The 20,202-nt window shown below is 62.0% G+C and carries 13 protein-coding genes; 10 read left to right on the top strand and 3 right to left on the bottom strand.

Features of this window, described 5'->3' with window-relative positions; genetic code table 11:
• The first annotated feature begins 110 nt into the window (after positions 1 to 110).
• The 4 genes from PSJE_RS27005 to PSJE_RS26990 all read left to right on the top strand — a co-directional run bounded on the left by PSJE_RS27005 (position 111) and on the right by PSJE_RS26990 (position 4,727).
• Entirely contained in the window at positions 111 to 1,466 is a 1,356-nt protein-coding gene (locus PSJE_RS27005; RefSeq protein ID WP_090456070.1) for a spinster family MFS transporter, read from the top strand.
• Between the two features lie 85 nt (positions 1,467 to 1,551).
• The gene (locus tag PSJE_RS27000; protein WP_090456068.1) at positions 1,552 to 2,526 is read left to right on the top strand and encodes an AraC-like ligand-binding domain-containing protein; all 975 of its coding nucleotides are present in this window, start codon (positions 1,552 to 1,554) and stop codon (positions 2,524 to 2,526) included.
• A gap of 96 nt (positions 2,527 to 2,622) precedes the next feature.
• Positions 2,623 to 3,729 (top strand): NAD/NADP-dependent octopine/nopaline dehydrogenase family protein, encoded by a 1,107-nt coding sequence (locus tag PSJE_RS26995; protein WP_090456066.1) that lies wholly within the window; start codon positions 2,623 to 2,625, stop codon positions 3,727 to 3,729.
• On the top strand, positions 3,729 to 4,727 hold the full coding sequence (locus PSJE_RS26990) for a 3-hydroxybutyryl-CoA dehydrogenase (RefSeq protein ID WP_090456064.1): 999 nt from the start codon (positions 3,729 to 3,731) through the stop codon (positions 4,725 to 4,727). Before PSJE_RS26995 ends, PSJE_RS26990 begins: the two co-directional genes overlap by 1 nt.
• Positions 4,728 to 4,777: 50 nt before the next feature.
• Here the strand turns inward: PSJE_RS26990 and PSJE_RS26985 are convergent, their stop codons facing one another.
• Positions 4,778 to 5,479 carry an EthD domain-containing protein gene (locus tag PSJE_RS26985; RefSeq protein ID WP_090456062.1) on the bottom strand — a complete coding sequence of 234 codons (702 nt, stop codon included), beginning with the start codon at positions 5,477 to 5,479 and terminating at the stop codon, positions 4,778 to 4,780.
• 281 nt (positions 5,480 to 5,760) lie between these two features.
• Here PSJE_RS26985 and PSJE_RS26980 point away from each other — a divergent pair, with 281 nt between their 5' ends.
• Positions 5,761 to 6,918 (top strand): HD-GYP domain-containing protein, encoded by a 1,158-nt coding sequence (locus tag PSJE_RS26980; RefSeq protein ID WP_090456060.1) that lies wholly within the window; start codon positions 5,761 to 5,763, stop codon positions 6,916 to 6,918.
• 52 nt (positions 6,919 to 6,970) lie between these two features.
• Positions 6,971 to 11,380 (top strand): response regulator, encoded by a 4,410-nt coding sequence (locus PSJE_RS26975; RefSeq protein ID WP_090456058.1) that lies wholly within the window; start codon positions 6,971 to 6,973, stop codon positions 11,378 to 11,380.
• A 4-nt stretch (positions 11,381 to 11,384) separates the two neighbouring features.
• Here PSJE_RS26975 and PSJE_RS26970 read toward each other — a convergent pair whose 3' ends face one another.
• A complete protein-coding gene (locus tag PSJE_RS26970) occupies positions 11,385 to 12,020 on the bottom strand; it encodes a response regulator transcription factor (protein ID WP_090456056.1) in 636 nt (211 codons plus the stop codon).
• 10 nt (positions 12,021 to 12,030) lie between these two features.
• Positions 12,031 to 14,301, bottom strand: coding sequence for a PAS domain-containing sensor histidine kinase (locus tag PSJE_RS26965; RefSeq protein ID WP_090456054.1), 2,271 nt, complete (start codon positions 14,299 to 14,301; stop codon positions 12,031 to 12,033).
• Between the two features lie 230 nt (positions 14,302 to 14,531).
• Here PSJE_RS26965 and PSJE_RS26960 point away from each other — a divergent pair, with 230 nt between their 5' ends.
• The 4 genes from PSJE_RS26960 to PSJE_RS26945 all read left to right on the top strand — a co-directional run bounded on the left by PSJE_RS26960 (position 14,532) and on the right by PSJE_RS26945 (position 20,171).
• Positions 14,532 to 16,154, top strand: coding sequence for an acyl-CoA synthetase (locus PSJE_RS26960; protein WP_090456052.1), 1,623 nt, complete (start codon positions 14,532 to 14,534; stop codon positions 16,152 to 16,154).
• A gap of 118 nt (positions 16,155 to 16,272) precedes the next feature.
• Positions 16,273 to 18,045, top strand: coding sequence for an acyl-CoA dehydrogenase C-terminal domain-containing protein (locus PSJE_RS26955; protein WP_090456050.1), 1,773 nt, complete (start codon positions 16,273 to 16,275; stop codon positions 18,043 to 18,045).
• An 86-nt stretch (positions 18,046 to 18,131) separates the two neighbouring features.
• Positions 18,132 to 19,088: a LysR family transcriptional regulator gene (locus PSJE_RS26950; RefSeq protein WP_090456048.1), complete on the top strand. Its 957-nt coding sequence runs from the start codon at positions 18,132 to 18,134 to the stop codon at positions 19,086 to 19,088.
• A 54-nt stretch (positions 19,089 to 19,142) separates the two neighbouring features.
• The gene (locus PSJE_RS26945) at positions 19,143 to 20,171 is read left to right on the top strand and encodes an AraC family transcriptional regulator (RefSeq protein WP_090456047.1); all 1,029 of its coding nucleotides are present in this window, start codon (positions 19,143 to 19,145) and stop codon (positions 20,169 to 20,171) included.
• Positions 20,172 to 20,202 lie beyond the last annotated feature (31 nt).

Raw genomic sequence — 20,202 nt, 5'->3', positions numbered from 1 at the left:
GGCCTGACCATGTTCGAACCCTTTGTCCTTTGCATCTGCCCCGCAACTTTCCAGTCGTTGTTCTGCGCATCGCTGCGCGCATGAGCGGATTCCAAGAGGAGCAAACACTAGTGAATATCCAGGTCGATAACGCGGTCCTGCAGAAGAAGAAAACCTACATTTACGAGTGGTATGTGGTCGGCCTGTGCATGATCGCCTACATCTTTTCATTTGTGGATCGACAGATCCTGGCGCTGATGATCGAGCCGATCAAAGCCGACCTGCAGATCAGCGACACCCAGTTCAGCTTGCTGCACGGGCTGGCCTTTTCGTTGTTCTACGCGTTCATGGGCATGCCCATCGCCTATCTGGCCGACCGCTTCTCGCGACCGAAGATCATCGCCGTCGGCGTGGTGTTCTGGAGCCTGGCGACGGCGGCCTGCGGTCTGAGCAAGAACTTCCTGCACATGTTCCTCGCCCGCATTGGCGTCGGTGTCGGCGAGGCAGCCCTGTCGCCCTCGGCCTACTCGATGTTCAGCGACATGTTCCCCAAGGAGAAACTCGGCCGCGCGGTGGGCATCTACTCGATCGGCTCGTTCGTCGGTGGTGGTCTGGCCTTCCTGGTGGGCGGCTATGTGATCGCGATGCTCAAGGACATGAACACCATCGAGGTCGCCTTTCTCGGTGCGATGAAGGCCTGGCAGCTGGCGTTCTTCATTGTCGGCCTGCCCGGCATCGTGGTCGGCCTGTTGATCTGGCTTACCGTGCGCGATCCGGCGCGCAAAGGCCTGCAGGTGGATGCGCAGGGTCGGGCCAGGAAGGTCGGGATGGGTGATGGCTTGCGCTTCCTCGGCCGCCACCGCGCCACCTTCACCTGTCATTACCTGGGCTTTTCATTTTACGCCATGGCCCTGTTCTGCTTGATGAGCTGGAGCCCGGCGCTGTACATCCGCAAGTTCGGCCTGTCGCCGATGGAGGCGGGCTACATGCTTGGCACCGTGCTGTTGGTGGCCAACACCGGCGGGGTGCTGTTCGGTGGATGGCTCACCGATTATCTGGCCAAGAAAGGTCATCAGGACGCTGCCATGCGCACTGGCGTCATCGGCGCCCTCGGCATGGCGGTGCCGGCCGTGCTGTTCTCTCAAGTCGATCAACTGTGGCTGTCGGTGACCCTGTTGGTGCCAGCGATGTTCTTCGCCTCGTTCCCGATGCCGGCGTCCACGGCGGCAATGCAGATCCTCGCACCGAACCAGGTGCGCGCACAGGTCTCGGCCGTGTTCCTGCTGATCAGCAATCTGCTGGGGTTGGGCCTGGGCACCACGCTGGTGGCGCTGTTGACCGACCTCTATTTCGGATCGCCCGCGGCGGTAGGGTCGTCGATGTCGCTGGTGATCGCCGGTGCATCGGCGTTGACCGTGCTGCTGCTCTGGCGTGGTTGCCGTCGTTTTCGCGAAAGTTATGCCCGGGAGTATCCGACCCGGGCTTGATTGGTCATAGTCCACGATCGGCGCCCCGGCCTCGCTCCTGTCAAAGGGAGCGGGGCCGAGACGCTCCACGTCAGGAGAACCCTTGATGTTGAATGACGTACACCTGCTGGAACGGCACAGCCTGCTCAGTTCGGCCGATTACCGCGAGATCAAGGACAAGGTCAGCCAATACCTGTGCCCCCACAGTTTCAATGTGCTGCGTGACGAGCCGATCTACACCCGGCTCAACGGCGTGTTCTTCGGCGATTCGGCGCTGCTCGACCTGCGTTATGGCGCGCCGGTGGAGATCACCATCGGCGACATTGTCGATCAGTATCTGTTTCGCATCACCTTGCAGGGGCATTGCGAGGTGGCCCACGGGCGGCGCAGCGCGGCGATGCAGTCGGGCTACCTGAGCGTTTCCTCGCCGTTCGCGCAAAGCCGCATCGTCACCGATGGCGAGTGCCGCAACCTGATCCTGCGTGTCGACCGTGATGCCCTGGAGACGCAGCTGCAACGCCTGCTCGGCCGCAGCCTGCGCCAGTCGGTGATCTTTGATGTCAGCGTCGACCACCTGGGCGCCGGCGTCGTCAGCCTCTATCACACCCTGGACTACATCTGCCGGCTCTACGGCAGCGGCGTTGACGGTTCGCGCCTCGCCAGCGGCCTGTCCGAATACCTGATGCAGTTGCTGCTCACGCAGCTGCCGCATAACTACTCCGCGGATCTGTTGATCGATTCGCGCGCGCCGCTGCCGCACCACGTGAAAAAGGCCCGTGACTACATCGAGGAACACCTCGACGAACCGATCAGCCTGACGACCCTGAGCGAACTGTGTGGTGTCTCGGTGCGCACCTTGCAGAACGGCTTCAACCAGTTCCTCCGGCAGGCGCCGGTCGAGTACATCCGCGACCGGCGCCTGGCGGTCATCCACGAGTCGCTCAAGCAGGGCAGGGCCGGCGAAACCGTCACCGATATCCTGTTGCGTCATGGCATCAACAGCTTCGGGCATTTCTCCAGCGCTTATCGGCAACGCTATGGTTGCCTGCCGTCGGACACCCTGCGGCGGCGGAAGCATTGAGACACCTGCGCAATCGGTCATTCGGCTGCGCAATCGGAGGAGTCTGTGGCGGTGCGGCTCGATAGGATCGAGTCTCTGACAAAAAGGAGTATCTGCATGAATATTACCGTGCTGGGTGGTGGTCACGGCTGTTACGCCGCTGCTGTCGAAATGGCTGAAAAGGGGCACCAGACCCGCCTGTGGCGTCGAGATTCCACAGCGCTCAAAGAGCTGCTGGCCATCGGCAGGCTGACCATCAAGGACTACCGGGGCACTCGCCAGTTGTCAGTCGGCCAGAAGGGCGACAAGTTGTCGTTCACCGACGACCTGGCCGAAGCCCTGGGCGACGCGCAACTGGTGATCATCCCGCTGCCGTCGACCTCCCACGAAGACCTGGCCAGACATGTTGCGCCGCACCTGCACGACGGTCAGGTGGTGTTCCTGCCGCCGGGCACCTTTGGCAGTTTCGTGTTTGCCAAGGCCATGGCCGATGCGGGCAACCGGAGCAAGGTCGCCTTCGCTGAAACCGGTACGCTGCCGTACCTGGTACGCAAGCATGGCGCCAGCGACCTGGTGATCAGCGGCTATGCCACCCGCCTGCCGACCGGTGTATTCCCCAGCAACCTGTCCGAGCATGCTTTTGCGGTGCTGCGTGAAGCCTACCCGAGCGTCGAACCGATTGAAGACGCCCTGAGCGGTGCGTTGATGAACGCAGGCCCTATCATCCACCCGCCGCTGATCATGATGAACGCCGGGCCGCTGGAGCATTTCGAGGCCTGGGACATTCACAACGAAGGCACCCAACCGTCGATTCGTCGCGTGACCAACCAGCTTGATGCCGAGCGCATGGCCGTGCGCGAAGCACTGACCTACGGCGCGCCGCACTTTCCCCTCGCCGACCACTACAACACCACTGAAGGTGATGAGTGGATGTACGGTCGCGGTGCCCATGGCAAGTTGACCGACAGCGGTGACTGGCGCGAGGACATCGACCTGCAGAAGCATCGCTACATGCTCGAAGACACCCGCCTGGGCCTGTCCTTCCTGGTGTCCGTCGGCCGCTGGGCCGGTGTGCCGACGCCGGTCGCGCAGGGCCTGCTGAGCATTGCCTCGGTCGTCGCTGCACGGGATCTCTACGCCGAAGGCCGCACCCTGGAAAACCTCGGTCTGGCCACGCTGAGTCGGGTGCAGATGACCGAACTGCTGACCAGGGGCTACAACTGATGAACGCCGCGCTGCCCCAAGTCAGCGTGGTCGGCGCCGGCCGGATGGGTGAGGGCATTGCCCTGGCGTTCATCCATGCGGGCCTGCCGGTCACCCTGATCGATATCAAGGATCGCGCCGAGGATGAGCGGCACGGCTACTTCGAACGTGTGCGCAACAACATCCGCAGCGAATTGCAGATGCTGGTACGCCTCGGCATGCTCCGGCTGGAACAGGCCGACATCGCGATAGCCCGGTTGACGCTGCAATCCAGATCCCAGGCCGTAGAGGCATTGCGCAGGTGCGACCTGGTGTTCGAGGCGGTGCCGGAAGTCATCGCGGTCAAGCAGGAGACCTTCGCCTGGGTCAGCGAGCATGTGCCGGTGTCGACCATCATCGCGTCGACCACCTCGACCTTCCTGGTCACCGAACTGAGCGAAATGGTCAGCACGCCTACGCGCTTCGTGAACGCGCACTGGCTCAATCCCGCGTACCTGATGCCGCTGGTGGAAGTCAGCCGCAGCGAAGCGACCTGCCCGCAGGCGGTCGAACGGCTGCTGCAACTGCTCAAGCGCATCGGCAAGGTGCCCGTGGTGTGCAACCCGGTGGCTGGCTACATCGTGCCGCGCATTCAGGCATTGGTGATGAACGAAGCGGCACGGATGGTGGAAGAGGGCGTGGCCAGCGCAGAAGATATCGACACGGCGGTACGCGTCGGCTTTGGTTTGCGCTTCTCGGTGCTGGGCCTGCTTGAGTTCATCGACTGGGGCGGCGGCGACATTTTGTACTACGCCTCGCGTTACCTGAGTGGAGCGCTGTCACCGCGTTTCGAGTCACCACAAGTGATCGCCGACAACATGCAAAACGGCCGCAATGGCTTGCGCGATGGCCAGGGTTTCTATGACTACCGTGACATGGACGTGGAAGCCTACAAGCAGCAGCGTCTGGGCGACTTTGTCCGCAAGCTGGAGTTGTCGGGGCTGACGCCTGCGTTCGATGGCGCCTTGAAGCAGGCCTGAGCGTCAGGGCCCGGTTGCCGGGCCCTGACACGCTTGACGATTTTCCGGTCCTACAGGCAGTACTGGCTGGTGGGCAGCACGTCGATCTTGTCGAAATCGATGAAGCGGCTGCAACTGTCCATCATCGCCGCCAGGTTGCGCTGGAATTTCGCTTCGTCGCCCGCCGCATCGAAAAAGGCCATGGGATCGGTCATGGCCGCTGGTGGAAAACATTCCTCGACGATGGCATCGATCCGTGGGGCGCCGTGGGTCAGTGCCGACACCACCAGGTTTTGCACGTACTGGAAGTTGGCTTGGGTGTCCACGGCCACCGTCGTGTGATGGTTGCGCCAGATGTCCAGCCAGGCCTCGGGAGTCAGGCGTGGAGGGCGGGTCAGCAGGGCCAGTTGGGCAAACCCGTGGGTACGCTCACCGGGTGTTGCAGGGAAGCGGGTATTGGCGATGGCGACCGACTCACAGACCAGGTAGGCGGCCAGGCGCGCCGTTGCCGCGCTGATCAGGTTATCGAAAGGGCGGCGAGCCGGCCCGTTGGCACTGTCCAGCCACAGCGACAGGCTGCCATCGGGCAATGGTCGGTTGTTTTCCTGGCGCAGGCCGGCGGCGGGTTGTACATCGGCATCGGCCAGGTTCAATTGCACACCACGTGTGCCGAGTGCCTGCAATTGCCCGGCGACCTCACTGCGCAAGCGATGGGCGAAGGTATCAGGACTGACTTGGGAATCACGCCACAGCAGATAGATGACTTTTTCCATAGCTATCAAGCTCCTCGTTGCGGTTGATGGATGGAGCGGCGGTCGTGCTGCCTGGTCCATCCGGATGACCGAAAATCCCTGGCGTCATAGTCAATCAAGGTCAGCGTTGGGTAATACCTCAAACAGACTATTGACCCACGCTATGAGGGCGGCGGCTGACACTTCTGGTTCGGGCTCGGCGCCGGGCAGCCCTGGAGAACAGCAGCTAAGCTTTCTTGCGCCGGGGCGGCAGTGGAAGTGTTGCCTCGGGATGTCAAAGTCTGGCATGGGAGCCACCCGCCATGAGTGCCGAACAGAGTCATTACAGTCCGCCGACCCTGCTGGTGGTCGATGACACGCCCGACAACCTGATGCTGATGACGGATCTGCTCAAGGATCGCTACCGGGTCAAGGCCGCCAATAGCGGTGAAAAGGCTTTGCGCGTACTACAAGGCGACGCACTCCCTGACTTGATCCTGCTGGACGTGATGATGCCCGGGCTGTCCGGCCATGAAGTGGCGCAGCAGCTCAAGCGCGACCCGCGTACCCGTGACATTCCCATCATCTTTCTGACGGCCATGGCCGACACCGAAGACGAGATCCATGGCCTGGAACTGGGGGCTGTCGACTACATCACCAAACCGATCAGGCCGGCGCTGGTCCTGGCGCGGGTGGATACCCAGCTCAAGCTCAAGGCGGCGGCAGACTTCCTGCGCGATCACAACGACTATCTGGAGAAGGAAGTGGCGCGCCGGACCCGCGAGGTGATTGCGATCCAGGATGTGGCCATCCAGGCCATGGCTTCACTGGCCGAGACTCGCGATAACGAAACGGGCAACCATATCCGGCGGACCCAGCATTACATCAAGGTGCTGGCCGAGCATCTGCGTGCTCATCCGCGCTTCAGTCACTTTCTCACCGAGGACACCATCGAGTTATTGTTCAAGTCGGCGCCGCTGCACGACATCGGCAAGATCGGCATCCCCGACCATATTCTCCTCAAGCCGGGACGCTATACCGAGGAAGAATTCGAGATCATGAAGACTCATACAACGCTGGGACGTGACGCCATCCAGCATGCCGAGGATCAGCTCGGCATTCGCGCCGAGTTCCTCAGCCTGGCCAAGGAGATTGCCTACAGTCACCAGGAAAAATGGGACGGAAGTGGGTATCCGCAAGGGCTGGCGGGTGACGACATCCCCGTCAGCGCCCGGTTGATGGCAGTGGCGGACGTCTATGACGCATTGATCAGCCGTCGGGTCTATAAAGCGGGGATGCCCCACGCGCAGGCCGTCGAGATTATTCGTCAGGGGCGAGGCACGCACTTCGACCCCGATATCTGCGATGCCTTCCTCGATTGCCTCGAACAGTTCCAGACCATTGCCGAGCGTTTCGCCGATACCGACCAGGATATGGCCGGCAAGCGGGCTGCCCTGGAGCGTATCGGCCAGACTCCGTGAACCCGCAATTGCCCCCCTTGTCAGTGTTTTCATCAGGTCCACGAGGATAGTCATGGCCGGATTGCGTACCCTGCTTGAGCGCCTCGCGCTGCTTCACAAACTGATCCTGGGTTTCTCGGCGCTGCTGCTGTTGGTGCTGGTGCTCGGCGTGCAAAGCCTGCGCACCCAGCAATCGCTGAAGCAGGACATGCAGAACCTCTATCTGCAGGAACTGGTCGGCATGGAGCACTTGCAGGAAGCCCGTGTGCAATTGCCCCATATGATGCAAGCACTGCAGCGTGCGGTGGGCACCGACAGCGCGCAGATTCGCGTCGAATCCCTGCAGCAACTGCATGATATCCGCGAAGGCCTGCAGCAGGCCGTGGCCCGCGCCAAAGTGACCTTAAGGCGCGCGGACAATCTGGCGCGCCTCGCCGAGCTCGACCTGCTGCTGCAACAGTTGCAGCGTCATAGCGACCAGGCCTTTCTATCGATCGACCAGGGCCAGCAGAACAAGGCGTTGGTGCTGCTCAATAGCAGTGAATTCCAGCAACTTGCCCGGCAGGCCGACGGCCTTTTGTACGCGATCGTCCAGATCAAGGAAGCCTCGATTCGCGACACGGCCAAGGACATTGCCGAGTTTGCCGAACACAGCACCAGGCTGACCTACGTACTGTTGTTCGGTGGTTTGTCGCTGGCGTTGCTGTTGTCCTGGGTCGTCAGCCAGTCGATCCGCAATCCACTGAACCGGGTGCGGGTGGCGGTAGACCAATTGGCCGCGGGGCAGCTCGATCAACCGATTCCCCACACCGACCTGAACAACGAAACCGGCGATCTGGCGCGGGCCATCGCCAAACTGCAGACCGAATCCCAACAACTTGAGCGCCAGCGCTGGATCAAGGCGCATACCGCCCAATTGCAGGTCGATCTGCAGCAGGCAGAAACCCCGGCCGAACTGGCGCACGTGTTCCTGCAATGCATGGCCAGCCTGCACGGAATCTGCCAGGGGGTGCTGTACAGCGCGCAGGAGGATTCCGGCACGCTGCTGTTGATGGGGCGTTATGCCACCGATTCCGAGCGGCCACCCGAGGCGCAAGTCATGTTCGGCGACGGCCTGTTGGGCCAGTGCGCGGTGGATCGCGTGCCGCGTCAGTTTCAGGCGATGCCGGAGCAATATTGGCGTTTGCGCTCGCCCCTTGGCGAGGTCCCGGCCCGTTGCCTGCTGCTGCAACCCATTGTCCGTGGCGAGCGGTTGCTGGGGGTGCTCGAACTGGCCGGGCTGGAGCCCTTGGGCGAGCGTGAACTGCTGCTGTTGCAGGAGGCCACCCCACGTTTGGCCGCAGCCATGGCGATTCTGGAGCGCAATCAGGCGGTCAAGACCCTGTTGGCGGAAACCCGTCGCCAGGCCAATGAAATGGCGGAACAGGCGCTGCAACTGGAGCAGCAGGCGCAGGCACTGGAAACCCAGCAATCGGCGTTGCGCGCCACCGAGGCCTGGTATCGCGGGATTATCGAAGCGGCGCCGGACGGCATGCTGGTGGTCGATGCCCAAGGACAGATCCTGCGCACCAATCGCCAACTGGATCAGCTGTTCGGCTATAGCGCCGGTGAGCTGCTCGGCGAGTCCATCGATCGTTTGGTGCCGTTGGCCAGCAGAGGGCGCCACGAGGCGCTGCGCCAGGGCTTCATGGCCCACGGCGCCACTCGCCAGATGGGGGCCAACCTGGACGACCTGCAAGGCGTGCGCAAAGACGCAAGTCTGTTCTCGGCGGAGATCAGCCTGTCGCATCTGCCGAGCCTGGAAGGGGACGGCGTATGCGTGTGCGCTTCGGTGCGCGACGTGAGCGAACGGCGTCATCTGCAGGCGGCACTCAAGACCAGCGAGGCACAGTTGCGCGCAGTACTCGACAGCAGCCCGGTGGCCATGGTGATCAGGGACGTCGATGGCCGTCCGACCTACTGCAATCCGCAGTTCGACAGTCTGTTCGGGACTCGTCTGGCTGAACTCGAAGGTGCGGATCCGGCGCAGTTCTGGGTCGACCCGCAGGCACACCAGCGCTTTCTCGAAGCGGCGGCGCAAGGTGCAGTGCTGAACTTCGAGACCACCCTGCAGCGCACTGGAGGCGAGCGCTTCGACGTACTGGTTTCGGCCGTCACGATGACGCTGGGGGAGCGGGGCATGGGGGCCAACTGGTACTTTGACATCACCGACCGCAAGACCGCCGAGGCCGAGGTGCAGCGCGCACGGGAGGCCGCAGAAGAGGCGACCCGGGCCAAGAGCAACTTCCTGGCCACCATGAGCCACGAGATCCGCACACCGATGAACGCCATCATCGGCATGAGCTACCTGGCATTGCGAACCGAGCTCGACCACCGCCAGCGCAACTACATCGAAAAGGTCCATCGCTCGGCGGAATACCTGTTGGTGATCATCAACGACATCCTCGACTTCTCCAGGATCGAGGCCGGTAAGATGCACCTGGAGCACATTCCCTTCCACCTTGAGGCCGTGCTCGACGGCTTTGCCAGCATGATCGGCCTCAAAGCCGAGGACAAAGGCCTGGAATTGCTGTTCAACACCGATGCCGAGCTGCCGACCGCCTTGATCGGCGACCCGTTGCGCCTTGGCCAGGTGCTGATCAACCTGGGCAACAATGCGACGAAGTTCACCGAGCAGGGCGAGATCGTGCTCGGCGTAGAGCACCGGGGCGCGGCAGGAGAGCAGGCGCAGCTGCATTTCTGGGTGCGCGACACCGGGATCGGCATGAACGCCGAGCAATGCTCGCGCCTGTTTCAACCCTTCAGCCAGGCCGATAGCACCACCACCCGCAAATACGGTGGCACCGGGTTGGGCCTGGCCATCTCTCGGCATCTGGTGGAATTGATGGGCGGGCGCATTTGGGTAGAGAGCGAGCCGGGCCTTGGTTCCACTTTCCATTTCGAGGTGAGCCTGGGGGTGCAGCGCGACAGCCATTTACGGCGCATGGTGACCGCCGACGAATTGCTGGGCAACCGTGTGTTGGTGGTCGATGACAACGCCAGCGCGCGGGAGATCCTGTCCAGCATGGCGCGCAGTTTTGGCGTGGAGGTGGACGTCGCGCAAAGCGGCCGGGCCGCACTGGCCATGCTGGTGGACGCCGAAGCGAAGGTGCTGCCCTATGATCTGGTGCTGATGGATTGGCGCATGCCTGGCATGGACGGCGTGGAAACGGTGCGGCAGATGCAGGCCGCCAAACTGGCGCAAACGCCGTCGGTGATCATGGTCACGGCGTTCGGTCGCGAGGAAGCCCGCGAAGAGGCCAGTCGGTACGGCATTCATTTGCCGGTGGTACTGACCAAACCAGTGACGCCGTCCACTTTGCTTGAGGCGCTGGGCACGGTGCTCGGCAAGATCCCCCAGGCCGATACCCGGGCCAGCTCGCGACTCGGCCAGAGTGCCAGCGCCATGGCCAGACTGCGTGGCGCGCGACTGCTGTTGGTCGAAGACAATGAGCTGAACCGCGAGCTGGCCTGTGAACTGCTGGAGAGCGCCGGGATCGAGCTGTGCCTGGCCGTTCACGGCGCAGAAGCGCTCGACCAACTGGAGCGTGACGCAGACTTCGATGGTGTGTTGATGGACTGCCAGATGCCGGTGATGGACGGTTATACCGCGACCCGCAAGATACGTGAGCAGTCACGCTGGGCGAATCTGCCGGTGATCGCCATGACTGCCGACGCCATGGCGGGGGACCGCGAGCGGGCGCTGGCCTGCGGCATGAACGACCACATCTCCAAACCCTTGAACGTCGACGACATGTTCGCCACGTTGGCCAAGTGGATACATCCGCGAGCTGACCGTGGCGCGATGTCGGCCGACGTTTCGCCGGTCACCACGGAGTCAGCGGCGAGCCTGCCAGCCAGCCTTCCCGGTATTGATTTGAAAGCGGGCCTGGGCACCTGCATGGGCAAGGTCGAGCTCTATCTGCGCCTGCTGCGCAAGTTTCGCTCCAGCCACCAGGTTTTTTGCGCCGAGTTCCTGGCTGCCCGAGGCCAGGACGATCCTTCGGCGACGGTCAGGCTGGCCCATACCCTGCGCGGAACGGCGGGCAACATTGGTGCCGTTGAAGTGGCGAATGCAGCCGCCGCACTGGAGCAGGCGTGTCTGAACGATGGGACGAGCGATGGGGCGGAGCAGGACCTGGCTGACCGGCTGGTGGAGGTTGAGCGTTGCCTGACAACGGTGCTGAAAGGTTTATCGGTACTCCGCGAGCCGACATCGTGCGCAGACTCATCAAGCGTGCCACCGGGCAGCGAATGGCATGCGCAATTGGCCCACGTCCGGTCTCTGCTGGCCGAGAGCGACACCCAGGCGCTGACAGCCTTGCTCAAACTGCAGGGGCTGGCTTCAGACCCGCGGATGACCGAGCAATTGCTTCGGGTTGTGCGGCAAGCGGAGTGCTTCGATTTTGATCAGGCGCTGGAGCTGCTTGAAAACCTGTCCTGAGGATTCAACGCAACTTCAGCGGATCGATCATCTGCGCCGCGATGGCCATGCCCACCAGGTCCGGCAGCGTGTTGGCCTGCATGCGTTTCATGACGCGCGCGCGATACAGATCAACGGTTTTTGCACTTACGCCCAGTTGCTCCGCGATTTCGCGGGTGGTGTAACCCTGCACCAGTGGCAACAGGATATCGCGCTCGCGCGGGGTCAAGGTCAACAAGCGCGCCTGCAAGGCTTCGTGGCCCTGGTTGCCCGAACGGTTGGCGGCACAGTTGCTGAGCGCCTGTTGCACGCTGTCCAGCAACAGCTGTTCGTTGTAGGGCTTCTCGATAAAGTCATGGGCACCGGCCTTGAACGCGCGCACCACGATCGGCACATCCGCATGCCCGCTGACGAAGATGATGGGCAGGTTCAGTTGGCGCACACGCATTTCTTCCTGCACGTTCAACCCGCCCATACCGGGCATGCGAACGTCCAGCAGCACACAAGCATCGAGGCTTGCATCGCAGGCATCGAGGAACGCGACGCCACTGGTAAACGGCAAGGCCTTGAGCCCGACCGACTCCAGTAACCAGACCGTCGATTCGAGCATGCCCTGGTCATCATCGACCACGTACACAACGTGCTCCGTTACACCTGCCATTACCTGATTCCTATTGTTGTTTTGTTGGGCCGGCAAGCGGCAAGCGGCAACACATCAGCAGCCCGACAGGCTGGCGCCGGGCATTCAATTCGCCACCGAAACCTTCGATGATGCTGCGGCTCATGGACAGACCGAGCCCCAGGCCATCGGCCTTGCTGGTGTAAAACGGGGTAAATATCTGTTCCAGTTCCGGCTCGCTGACGCCCGGCCCCTGGTCTCGCACACTGATTTCCACGCAGGCGCCACTGCCATGCTCCACGGCCATCACGATCACAGAGGGTTGCCCGGGATGTTGCTCACGGTTGGCATCGATGGCATTGCGCAACAAATTGAGCAGCACCTGTTCCAGCAACACGCGGTCGGCATAAACGGGTGGCAGATTATCCGGCAGTCGATCCTCGATTGTCACTTGGCAATTACTCGCCTCCCAGGCACACAAACGCACGGCTTCGCGGGCGACGTCGGTCAAGTTCAGCGCCTGCATGCGACGCTGTCCCTTTCGCAAAAAGGAGCGTAACCGTCGGATCACTTCGGAGGCGTGGGTGGCGTGATGGGTAATGCGTTCCAGGCCCTGGGTCACTCTGGCAGCGGCCTGGGGATTGGAATCCAGCGTTTGCAGGTAGCGCTGGCTTGCATTCGCATAGTTGACCACGGCAGCCAGCGGCTGGTTGATTTCGTGGGCGATCCCCGAGGCCAGTTCACCGAGAGTGACCAGCCGTGCGGTGTGTGCCAGTTCGTCCTGATGACGGCGCTGTTGCACTTCCCGCAGCTCGCGCTCGGTCATGTCGCGCGCGACCAATGAGTAATAACGCTCACCGCCGGCGGAACGGTGCGCCAGCAGTACCAGCGACACCGGCACCGATGTGCCCCCGCTCGGTGGTTGCAAACGCGCATCGGTGCTCCAGACACCGTCGCGCTCGGCGCGCCTCCAGCCATCGCGTTGCAGGCGCGCAAGGTCGCCGCTTGCGAACAACGTGGCCAGGGCCGGCATGGGTTGTTGCTCATCAATCCCGAGGATGCGTCGCGCGGCTGGATTGAGGTAAGTGACCTGGCCCTCGGGAGCGATGAACAACACCGGGTCAATGTTGGCCTCGACCACTTCGGCCAGGCGTCGCTTGTTCTCCTCGGCCTGCACCCGGGCCGTGATGTCCCGGGATATGCTGACGATTTCGACCACCGCCCCGGTGTAGGTTTCGCGGATCGCCCGGCTGGCGGTTTCGAACCACAGGTAGTGGCCGTCGCGATGGCGAATGCGATAGGTCATGGTGTGATAGCCATCCTGCTCCAGCGCATCGCGCGCGCGCTGCACCAGAGCGGCCAGGTCCTGGCTATGAAACAGGCCCTGGGCCATTTGCCCGCGCAACTCTTCAGGCCAGTAACCGAGCAGGGTCCAGGACGCCGGTGATGCATCGATAACGCGACCTTCGGGGGTGTGACGGGATATCAGGTCAGTCGTGTTTTCGATGATCAGCCGGTACAGCCGTCGTGCGGTGGACGCTTCACGCTCCGCCAGCACTTGCGCCGTGGCGTCGCGGCAACGGGCGAGCACTCGGTTGTCCTGGGGATCGGGAATGAACGTCCAGATCAGGATCTGCGTTTCAAACTGAGCCTCGACACCTTCGACGGCGCGTTGCTGGTCCAGGCAGGCACGCACCAGCACCCGATGATTGACCGGTAAAAATCCCAACACATCGGTCAGTGACTTCTCGGCGAGCAGCGCCATCAGTGCCGCGTTGAACTCCAGCGGTCGACCTTGCGCATCGAGCAACAGGCTCGGTTGCGGATCGTGACCCAACAGTGGCGAACCACGCAGCAGGCCGTTGACGCTGCTCAGCAGCGTCGTCAGCAAATCCTGCACCCAGCCCAGCCAATCGAGGCTCACGCCCTCGCGCACTTCCACCAGCAACAAGCCCGGCTGCCCCGGCTGCAAGGCCAGATCAAATACCTGGCCATGGCTGATCGCGGCCCGGCGCAACCGGCCGGACAACCAGCAATCGAGTTGACGGACTTGAGCCAGGTCCAGGCGGCCTGCCTCGACCAGATGCTCGAAGAGCAACTGGTCGCTGGCCAGCGCCGGGTCGCCAAGTCCCGGCGGTAAATGCTGGGCGGCGCCCTCATGGCTGTAGATCCGCGCATTGGGCTGCCAGCTCAGGTAAACCGCCCGCTGCACCTCAGGGCAATCCTGCAGCGCCCGACACAGCGCATCGGCCCGGGCGGCCAGAGACACACCCTCGCGCTGCAGGCGCAACCAACTGTGCAATCGAACGGGCGTCAGGGTCATTGCGGGTCCACTTTCTCAGGGAAACCAAGCATATACCAGCCTTGGAGCGTTGGCGGCATTGATTCGGACTTAACAGAAATCTATATAGTACTAATACTATACGACGTAGGTTCTACTTCCATATCGATGACGCAGTGTTATATAAAGTCATCCGGACTTTGAAGGTGACTGCGGCGACTGCGCTGCAAGGTCAACCATAGAGCTAACAATCAGCCATCGAGTACCCGCACATGTCTATCTATGACCAAGGCCTAGGCCCTTCGGCTGTCAACCACATTGCCTTGTCTCCGCTGAGTTTCATCGAGCGCACCGCCAGCACTTATCCCGATCACCTCGCCGTCATCCACGGTTCGATTCGCCGCACCTGGGCGCAGACCTACACCCGTTGCCGACGCCTGGCCTCGGCGCTGGCCGGTCGCGGTATCGGCAAGGACGACACGGTGGCGGTGATGCTGCCCAACATTCCCGAGATGCTTGAAGTGCATTTCGGTGTGCCGATGATCGGCGCCGTGCTCAATCCGCTCAACGTGCGCCTCGATGCCGAGGCGATCGCATTCATGCTGCAGCATGGCGAAGCCAGGGTGTTGATTACCGACCGCGAGTTCCATGATGTGATCCAGGCGGCGCTTGGCATGCTGGATCACCCGCCTTTGGTGATCGACGTCAATGACCCGGAATACGGTGAAGGTCAGGCCGCGAGCGACCTTGACTACGAAGCGCTGTTGGCCGAAGGCGACCCGGCATTCGACTGGCAATGGCCGGGCGACGAGTGGCAGGCCATTTCGCTGAATTACACTTCAGGCACCACCGGCAACCCCAAGGGCGTGGTCTACCACCATCGCGGCGCTTACCTGAGCGCATTGGGCAACCAGATGACCTGGGCCATAGGCAACCATCCGGTGTACCTCTGGACCCTGCCGATGTTCCATTGCAATGGCTGGTGCTATCCATGGACCATCACCGCCCTGGCGGGTGTGCACGTTTTCCTGCGCCGGGTCGATCCACAGAAAATCCTCACGCTGATCCGCGAGCATCAGGTCACTCACCTGTGCGGTGCGCCGATCGTGCTCAATGCACTGGTGAACATGCCAGAATCGGCGAAGGCAGCCATCGATCACCCGGTCAATGCCCTGGTCGCGGGCGCTGCGCCACCGGCCAAAGTGATCGGTGCCGTCGAAGAGATGGGCATCAAGGTCACCCATGTGTTTGGCCTGACCGAAACCTATGGCCCGGTGACGGTCTGCGCCTGGCACGCCGAATGGGATGAGTTTTCCCTGGAGGAGAGGGCGCAGATCAAGTCGCGACAGGGCGTGCGCTATCCGACGCTGGAAGGCTTGATGGTCGGCGATAGCACAACGCTGGAGCCAACCCCGCGTGACGGCCAGACGATCGGTGAGATCTTCATTCGCGGTAACACCGTCATGAAGGGCTACCTGAAGAACCCGAGCGCCACTGCCGAAGCGTTCGAAGGCGGCTGGTTCCACACCGGTGACCTGGCCGTCTGGCATCCTGACGGTTACGTCGAAATCAAGGACCGGCTCAAGGACATCATCATCTCGGGCGGCGAGAACATTTCCACCATCGAACTTGAAGGGGTGCTCTATCGCCACCCGGGTGTGATGGAAGCAGCCGTGGTTGCCCGTCCCGATGAGAAATGGGGCGAAACGCCCTGCGCCTTCGTCACCTTGAAGGCTGATCACCAGGACGTTCGCGAGGCTGACATCATCAGTTTCTGTCGTGAGCATCTGGCCGGATTCAAAGTACCGCGCACAGTGATCTTCACGCTCCTGCCAAAGACTTCCACAGGCAAGATCCAGAAGTATGTGTTGCGCGACCGGGCCAAGGCGCTCTGACCCGATCCGACATTGCATCCATCTGGCAGCTGGTGTTTGACCTGCTGCTGCGGGTCCGTGCAGGCCGAATTCGGCTGTGCCCTGCCCATGACACAACCGTGCCAACGAGGTTTACGTTATGCCCGAATTCAAAGTCCCGCTGCGCGACATGCGCTTTGTGCTGCACGAAGTGTTCGATGCTCCGGCCATGTGGGCGCGCCTGCCGGCCTTGACCGACAGCATCGACACCGATACGGCAGACGCCATTCTTGAGGAGGCGGCAAAAGTCACCTCGCACCTGATTGCGCCCCTCAATCGCAGTGGCGACGAAGAAGGCGCGCAGTGGCATGAGGGCCGGGTCACCACCCCCATCGGTTTCAAACAGGCTTACGCAACCTACATCGAAGGCGGTTGGGTGGGACTGTCCGGCAACCCCGGGTTTGGTGGCATGGGCATGCCGAAAATGCTGGCCGTGCAGTTCGAAGAGATGCTCTACGGCGCCAACTCAAGTTTTGCGCTGTATTCCGCATTGAGTTCCGGTGCCTGCCTGGCGCTGGACGCCCACGCCAGCGACGCCCTGAAAAACCTCTATCTGCCGCCGATGTATGAAGGCCGCTGGGCCGGCTCCATGTGCCTCACCGAGGCCCATGCCGGTACCGACCTGGGGCTGATCCGCACCCGCGCCGAACCTGAGACTGACGGCAGCTACAAGATTACCGGCAGCAAGATTTTCATCACCGGGGGCGATCAGGACCTGACTGAAAACATCGTTCATCTGGTACTGGCCAAACTGCCGAACGCGCCTGCTGGCCCGAAGGGCATTTCGCTGTTTGTCGTGCCTAAAGTCCTGGTCAATGCCGACGGTTCCCTCGGCGCGGCCAACGCCGTGAGTTGCGGTTCGATCGAACACAAGATGGGCATCAAGGCCTCGGCCACCTGCGTGATGAACTTCGACGGCGCCAGTGGCTGGCTGGTCGGTGAAGAGAACAAAGGCTTGGCGGCGATGTTCACCATGATGAATTACGAACGCCTGTCGATTGGCATTCAGGGCATCGGCTGCGCCGAGGCGTCCTACCAGAGCGCCGTCACCTATGCTCGCGAACGCGTTCAAGGTCGGGCGCCCACCGGTGCCTTGGCCCCGGACAAACCGGCCGACCCGATCATCGCTCACCCGGATGTGCGGCGTATGCTGCTGGGTATGAAAGCCATGACCGAAGGCGGTCGCGCATTCGCCTGCTATGTCGGGCAACAACTGGATCTGTCGAAATTTTCCGACGATGCCAGCGAGCGCGATTGCGCGCAGATCCTGGTTGCGCTGCTGACGCCAGTGGCCAAGGCGTTTTTTACCGACACCGGCCTGGAAAGCTGCATCAACGGCCAGCAGGTTTTCGGCGGCCATGGCTACATCCGCGAATGGGGTCAGGAACAATTGGTCCGTGATGTGCGCATTGCACAGATCTACGAAGGCACCAATGGCATCCAGGCATTGGACCTGCTCGGACGCAAAGTGCTGGCCAACGATGGCGTCGCACTACGCCTGTTCGCTCGGGAAGTCCGCCACTTCGCGCTGCACCACGAAAGCGCCTATGGCAGCGAACTGCTGAAGGCCCTGGAACGCCTGGAGGGCCTCAGCAACTGGCTGCTGGAGCGGGCCAAAGCCAACGCCAACGAAGTCGGCGCAGCCTCCGTGGAGTACCTGCACCTGTTCGGCTATGTCGCCTACGCCTACATGTGGTCGCGCATGGCCGCCGTGGCCCGGTCCAGACTTGACCGGGACCCGCCGTTCTACGCTGCCAAACTGGCCACCGCCGAGTTCTACTTCGCCCGCCTGCTGCCACGGACGCTGAGCCTGGAAGCCAGCATCCGCGCCGGCAGTGCGCCCCTGTACGGCCTTGCTGACGAACAGTTCTGACGATTGAGCGTTGCGCGGCGCCTTGCCACTCCCCGGCCCCGCGCTTTTTATTCACTGGCCCTCTCAAAGTACGGCAGGAAAGCCTGATGAATATGCAAACAAGTACAACGCAAGGTCACTTGAACTGGGACGACATGCGCTTCTTTCTCGAGGTCGCTCGTGCCCGCACCGCCAGCGGTGCAGCCCGCCGCCTGGGGGTGGACTACACCACGGTAGCGCGACGCATCCGCGCCCTGGAGCAGAGCCTGGGCGCCATGTTGTTCGAGAAATCGCGAACCGCAGGCTTCGTGCTGACCGTGGAGGGGCAGCGCCTGGTCTGCCACGCCGAAACCCTGGAAAGTACACTGCTGGTAGCCTGCGAGCAGGTTTTCGGCACTACCGGAGGGCTTGCCGGGCACCTGCGCATCGGCTGTACCGAAGCCTTCGGGTCCTGTTTCATCGCAGCACAGATGAGCCACTTCCTTGAGCACTACCCGAATATCTCGGCGGATATTTTGCCGGTCCCGCACTTCGTCAACCTGTCACGGCGCGAGGCGGACATCGCCATCACCCTGGAGCGGCCCGAGCGCGGTCCGTACGTGTGCTCGCGGCTGTGCGATTACCGCCTGCGTGTGTATGCGACGCCGGAGTACCTGGCCAGTCATCCGCCGATTGGCTGTCGCGAGGATCTGGCCGGTCACCCGTTCGTGACCTACGTCGATGATCTGGCCTTCAGCTTCAAGCTGCTCTACCTGAACGACCTGATGCTCGGCGCGCGCAGCCGCCTGCGCAGCACCAGCGTGGTCGCCCAGTACCATGCGGCACTGGAAGGGCGCGCGCTGGCGATCCTGCCTTGCTTCCTCGCCGGTCCCGACCCGCGCCTGTGCGAGGTGCTGCCGGATCAGGTGGAGGTCACGCGACAGTTCTGGATGTACTACTGTGAGGACCTGCGCAACCTCAAGAGGATTACCCTGGTGGCCGACTACCTGCGCACTTGCGCGAAGCTCAATCGTCCGCTGCTGATGGGCGAGTCACACCAGATGGTCTACCCGCCGTTGCTCTGAGTTGCAGGTCTGGCCATCGATTGGACCCTAAAAAAATAAAAATCAGGTGTCTCTATGCTTCTTGAACATGCGTTGTTAACCGATGCCAGCGGCAAGCCGATTCACCAGCATCACAAAAGTTTTTCAACCGAGTGGGATGAAATCAGCGACTGGTCGGATCGCATGTATATGCCCTACCGTGTGGCACCCAAAGGGCAGGCCATCAAGCCGCACGCCACCATGCATTCGTCCAGGATTGGCGAGTTGACGCTGACTCGTTTTGCCTATGGCGTGCCGGTGAGCGTCGATGAATTTTCGCCCGAAGCCGGGAATGCGCTACTGCTCACCACTATTCGCGGCAATGCCCGGCACTGGACCCGGCGTTCCGTCACCGAGGATACGGCAATGGGTGAATCATTCGTTGCCGATTGCAGTCGTGTCGATTACCGGATCGACCTCGACCCTGATCACCTGCAACTGAATCTGACCATTCCTCATGCCGTATTGGAGCGGATGGCGCAGCAGTGGTTTGGGTTCGTGCCCGATGATCAGTTCTGGAGACACAAGTGCGTCATCGGCGGAGTCGGGTCGAGCTGGCTGAGTTTGCTGGAGTACACGGTTCGTTGTATTGCCGAAGCTCCCGCACACATGGCTGAAGGGCGAATGGGTACTCACCTGGAGCAAAGTCTTTGCGTTCATATGCTGCAAGAATGGGCTGGCCGCGCCGGGCGGGCAGGGCTTGATTTGAATAGTCCACTGAACCGGATTGCACCCCGTTATGTCAGGGCTGCCGAAGAGTTCATGAGTGCCAATGCTGCGAGCCTGCCGACGATGGGTGAGATTGCCAGTGCGGTAGGGACCAGTGTACGGACATTGAGTGGTGCCTTCGCGCGTTTTCGCGGCATGACGCCCGGTGCGTTCTTGCGTGAGCAGCGATTGCAGGGGGCGCACCGCGATTTGCTGGCGGCGGACCCGCAATCGGGAACCACCGTTTCGGCCATCGCCTTTCGCTGGGGTTATCTGAACCTGGGTGAATTTGCGGGGATCTATCGCAAGCGTTTCAGTGAATTACCCTCCCAGACCTTGCAGCGCCGGCTGCGCTAGCGATTGGAGGCGCTACGAGGGCACCGAGAGC

This window comes from Pseudomonas jessenii (assembly GCF_002236115.1).
Taxonomy (GTDB): Bacteria; Pseudomonadota; Gammaproteobacteria; order Pseudomonadales; family Pseudomonadaceae; genus Aquipseudomonas; species Aquipseudomonas jessenii.
This window is presented reverse-complemented; position numbering and strand designations above follow the sequence as displayed.

What these genes read in the sequence shown, in the direction of transcription:
- PSJE_RS27000 (WP_090456068.1), top strand. Translation starts at nt 1,552, where the DNA reads ATGTTGAATGACGTACACCTGCTGGAACGGCACAGCCTGCTCAGTTCG.
- PSJE_RS26995 (WP_090456066.1), top strand. Translation starts at nt 2,623, where the DNA reads ATGAATATTACCGTGCTGGGTGGTGGTCACGGCTGTTACGCCGCTGCT.
- PSJE_RS26990 (WP_090456064.1), top strand. Translation starts at nt 3,729, where the DNA reads ATGAACGCCGCGCTGCCCCAAGTCAGCGTGGTCGGCGCCGGCCGGATG.
- PSJE_RS26985 (WP_090456062.1), bottom strand. Translation starts at nt 5,479, where the DNA reads ATGGAAAAAGTCATCTATCTGCTGTGGCGTGATTCCCAAGTCAGTCCT.
- PSJE_RS26980 (WP_090456060.1), top strand. Translation starts at nt 5,761, where the DNA reads ATGAGTGCCGAACAGAGTCATTACAGTCCGCCGACCCTGCTGGTGGTC.
- PSJE_RS26975 (WP_090456058.1), top strand. Translation starts at nt 6,971, where the DNA reads ATGGCCGGATTGCGTACCCTGCTTGAGCGCCTCGCGCTGCTTCACAAA.
- PSJE_RS26970 (WP_090456056.1), bottom strand. Translation starts at nt 12,020, where the DNA reads ATGGCAGGTGTAACGGAGCACGTTGTGTACGTGGTCGATGATGACCAG.
- PSJE_RS26965 (WP_090456054.1), bottom strand. Translation starts at nt 14,301, where the DNA reads ATGACCCTGACGCCCGTTCGATTGCACAGTTGGTTGCGCCTGCAGCGC.
- PSJE_RS26960 (WP_090456052.1), top strand. Translation starts at nt 14,532, where the DNA reads ATGTCTATCTATGACCAAGGCCTAGGCCCTTCGGCTGTCAACCACATT.
- PSJE_RS26955 (WP_090456050.1), top strand. Translation starts at nt 16,273, where the DNA reads ATGCCCGAATTCAAAGTCCCGCTGCGCGACATGCGCTTTGTGCTGCAC.
- PSJE_RS26950 (WP_090456048.1), top strand. Translation starts at nt 18,132, where the DNA reads ATGAATATGCAAACAAGTACAACGCAAGGTCACTTGAACTGGGACGAC.
- PSJE_RS26945 (WP_090456047.1), top strand. Translation starts at nt 19,143, where the DNA reads ATGCTTCTTGAACATGCGTTGTTAACCGATGCCAGCGGCAAGCCGATT.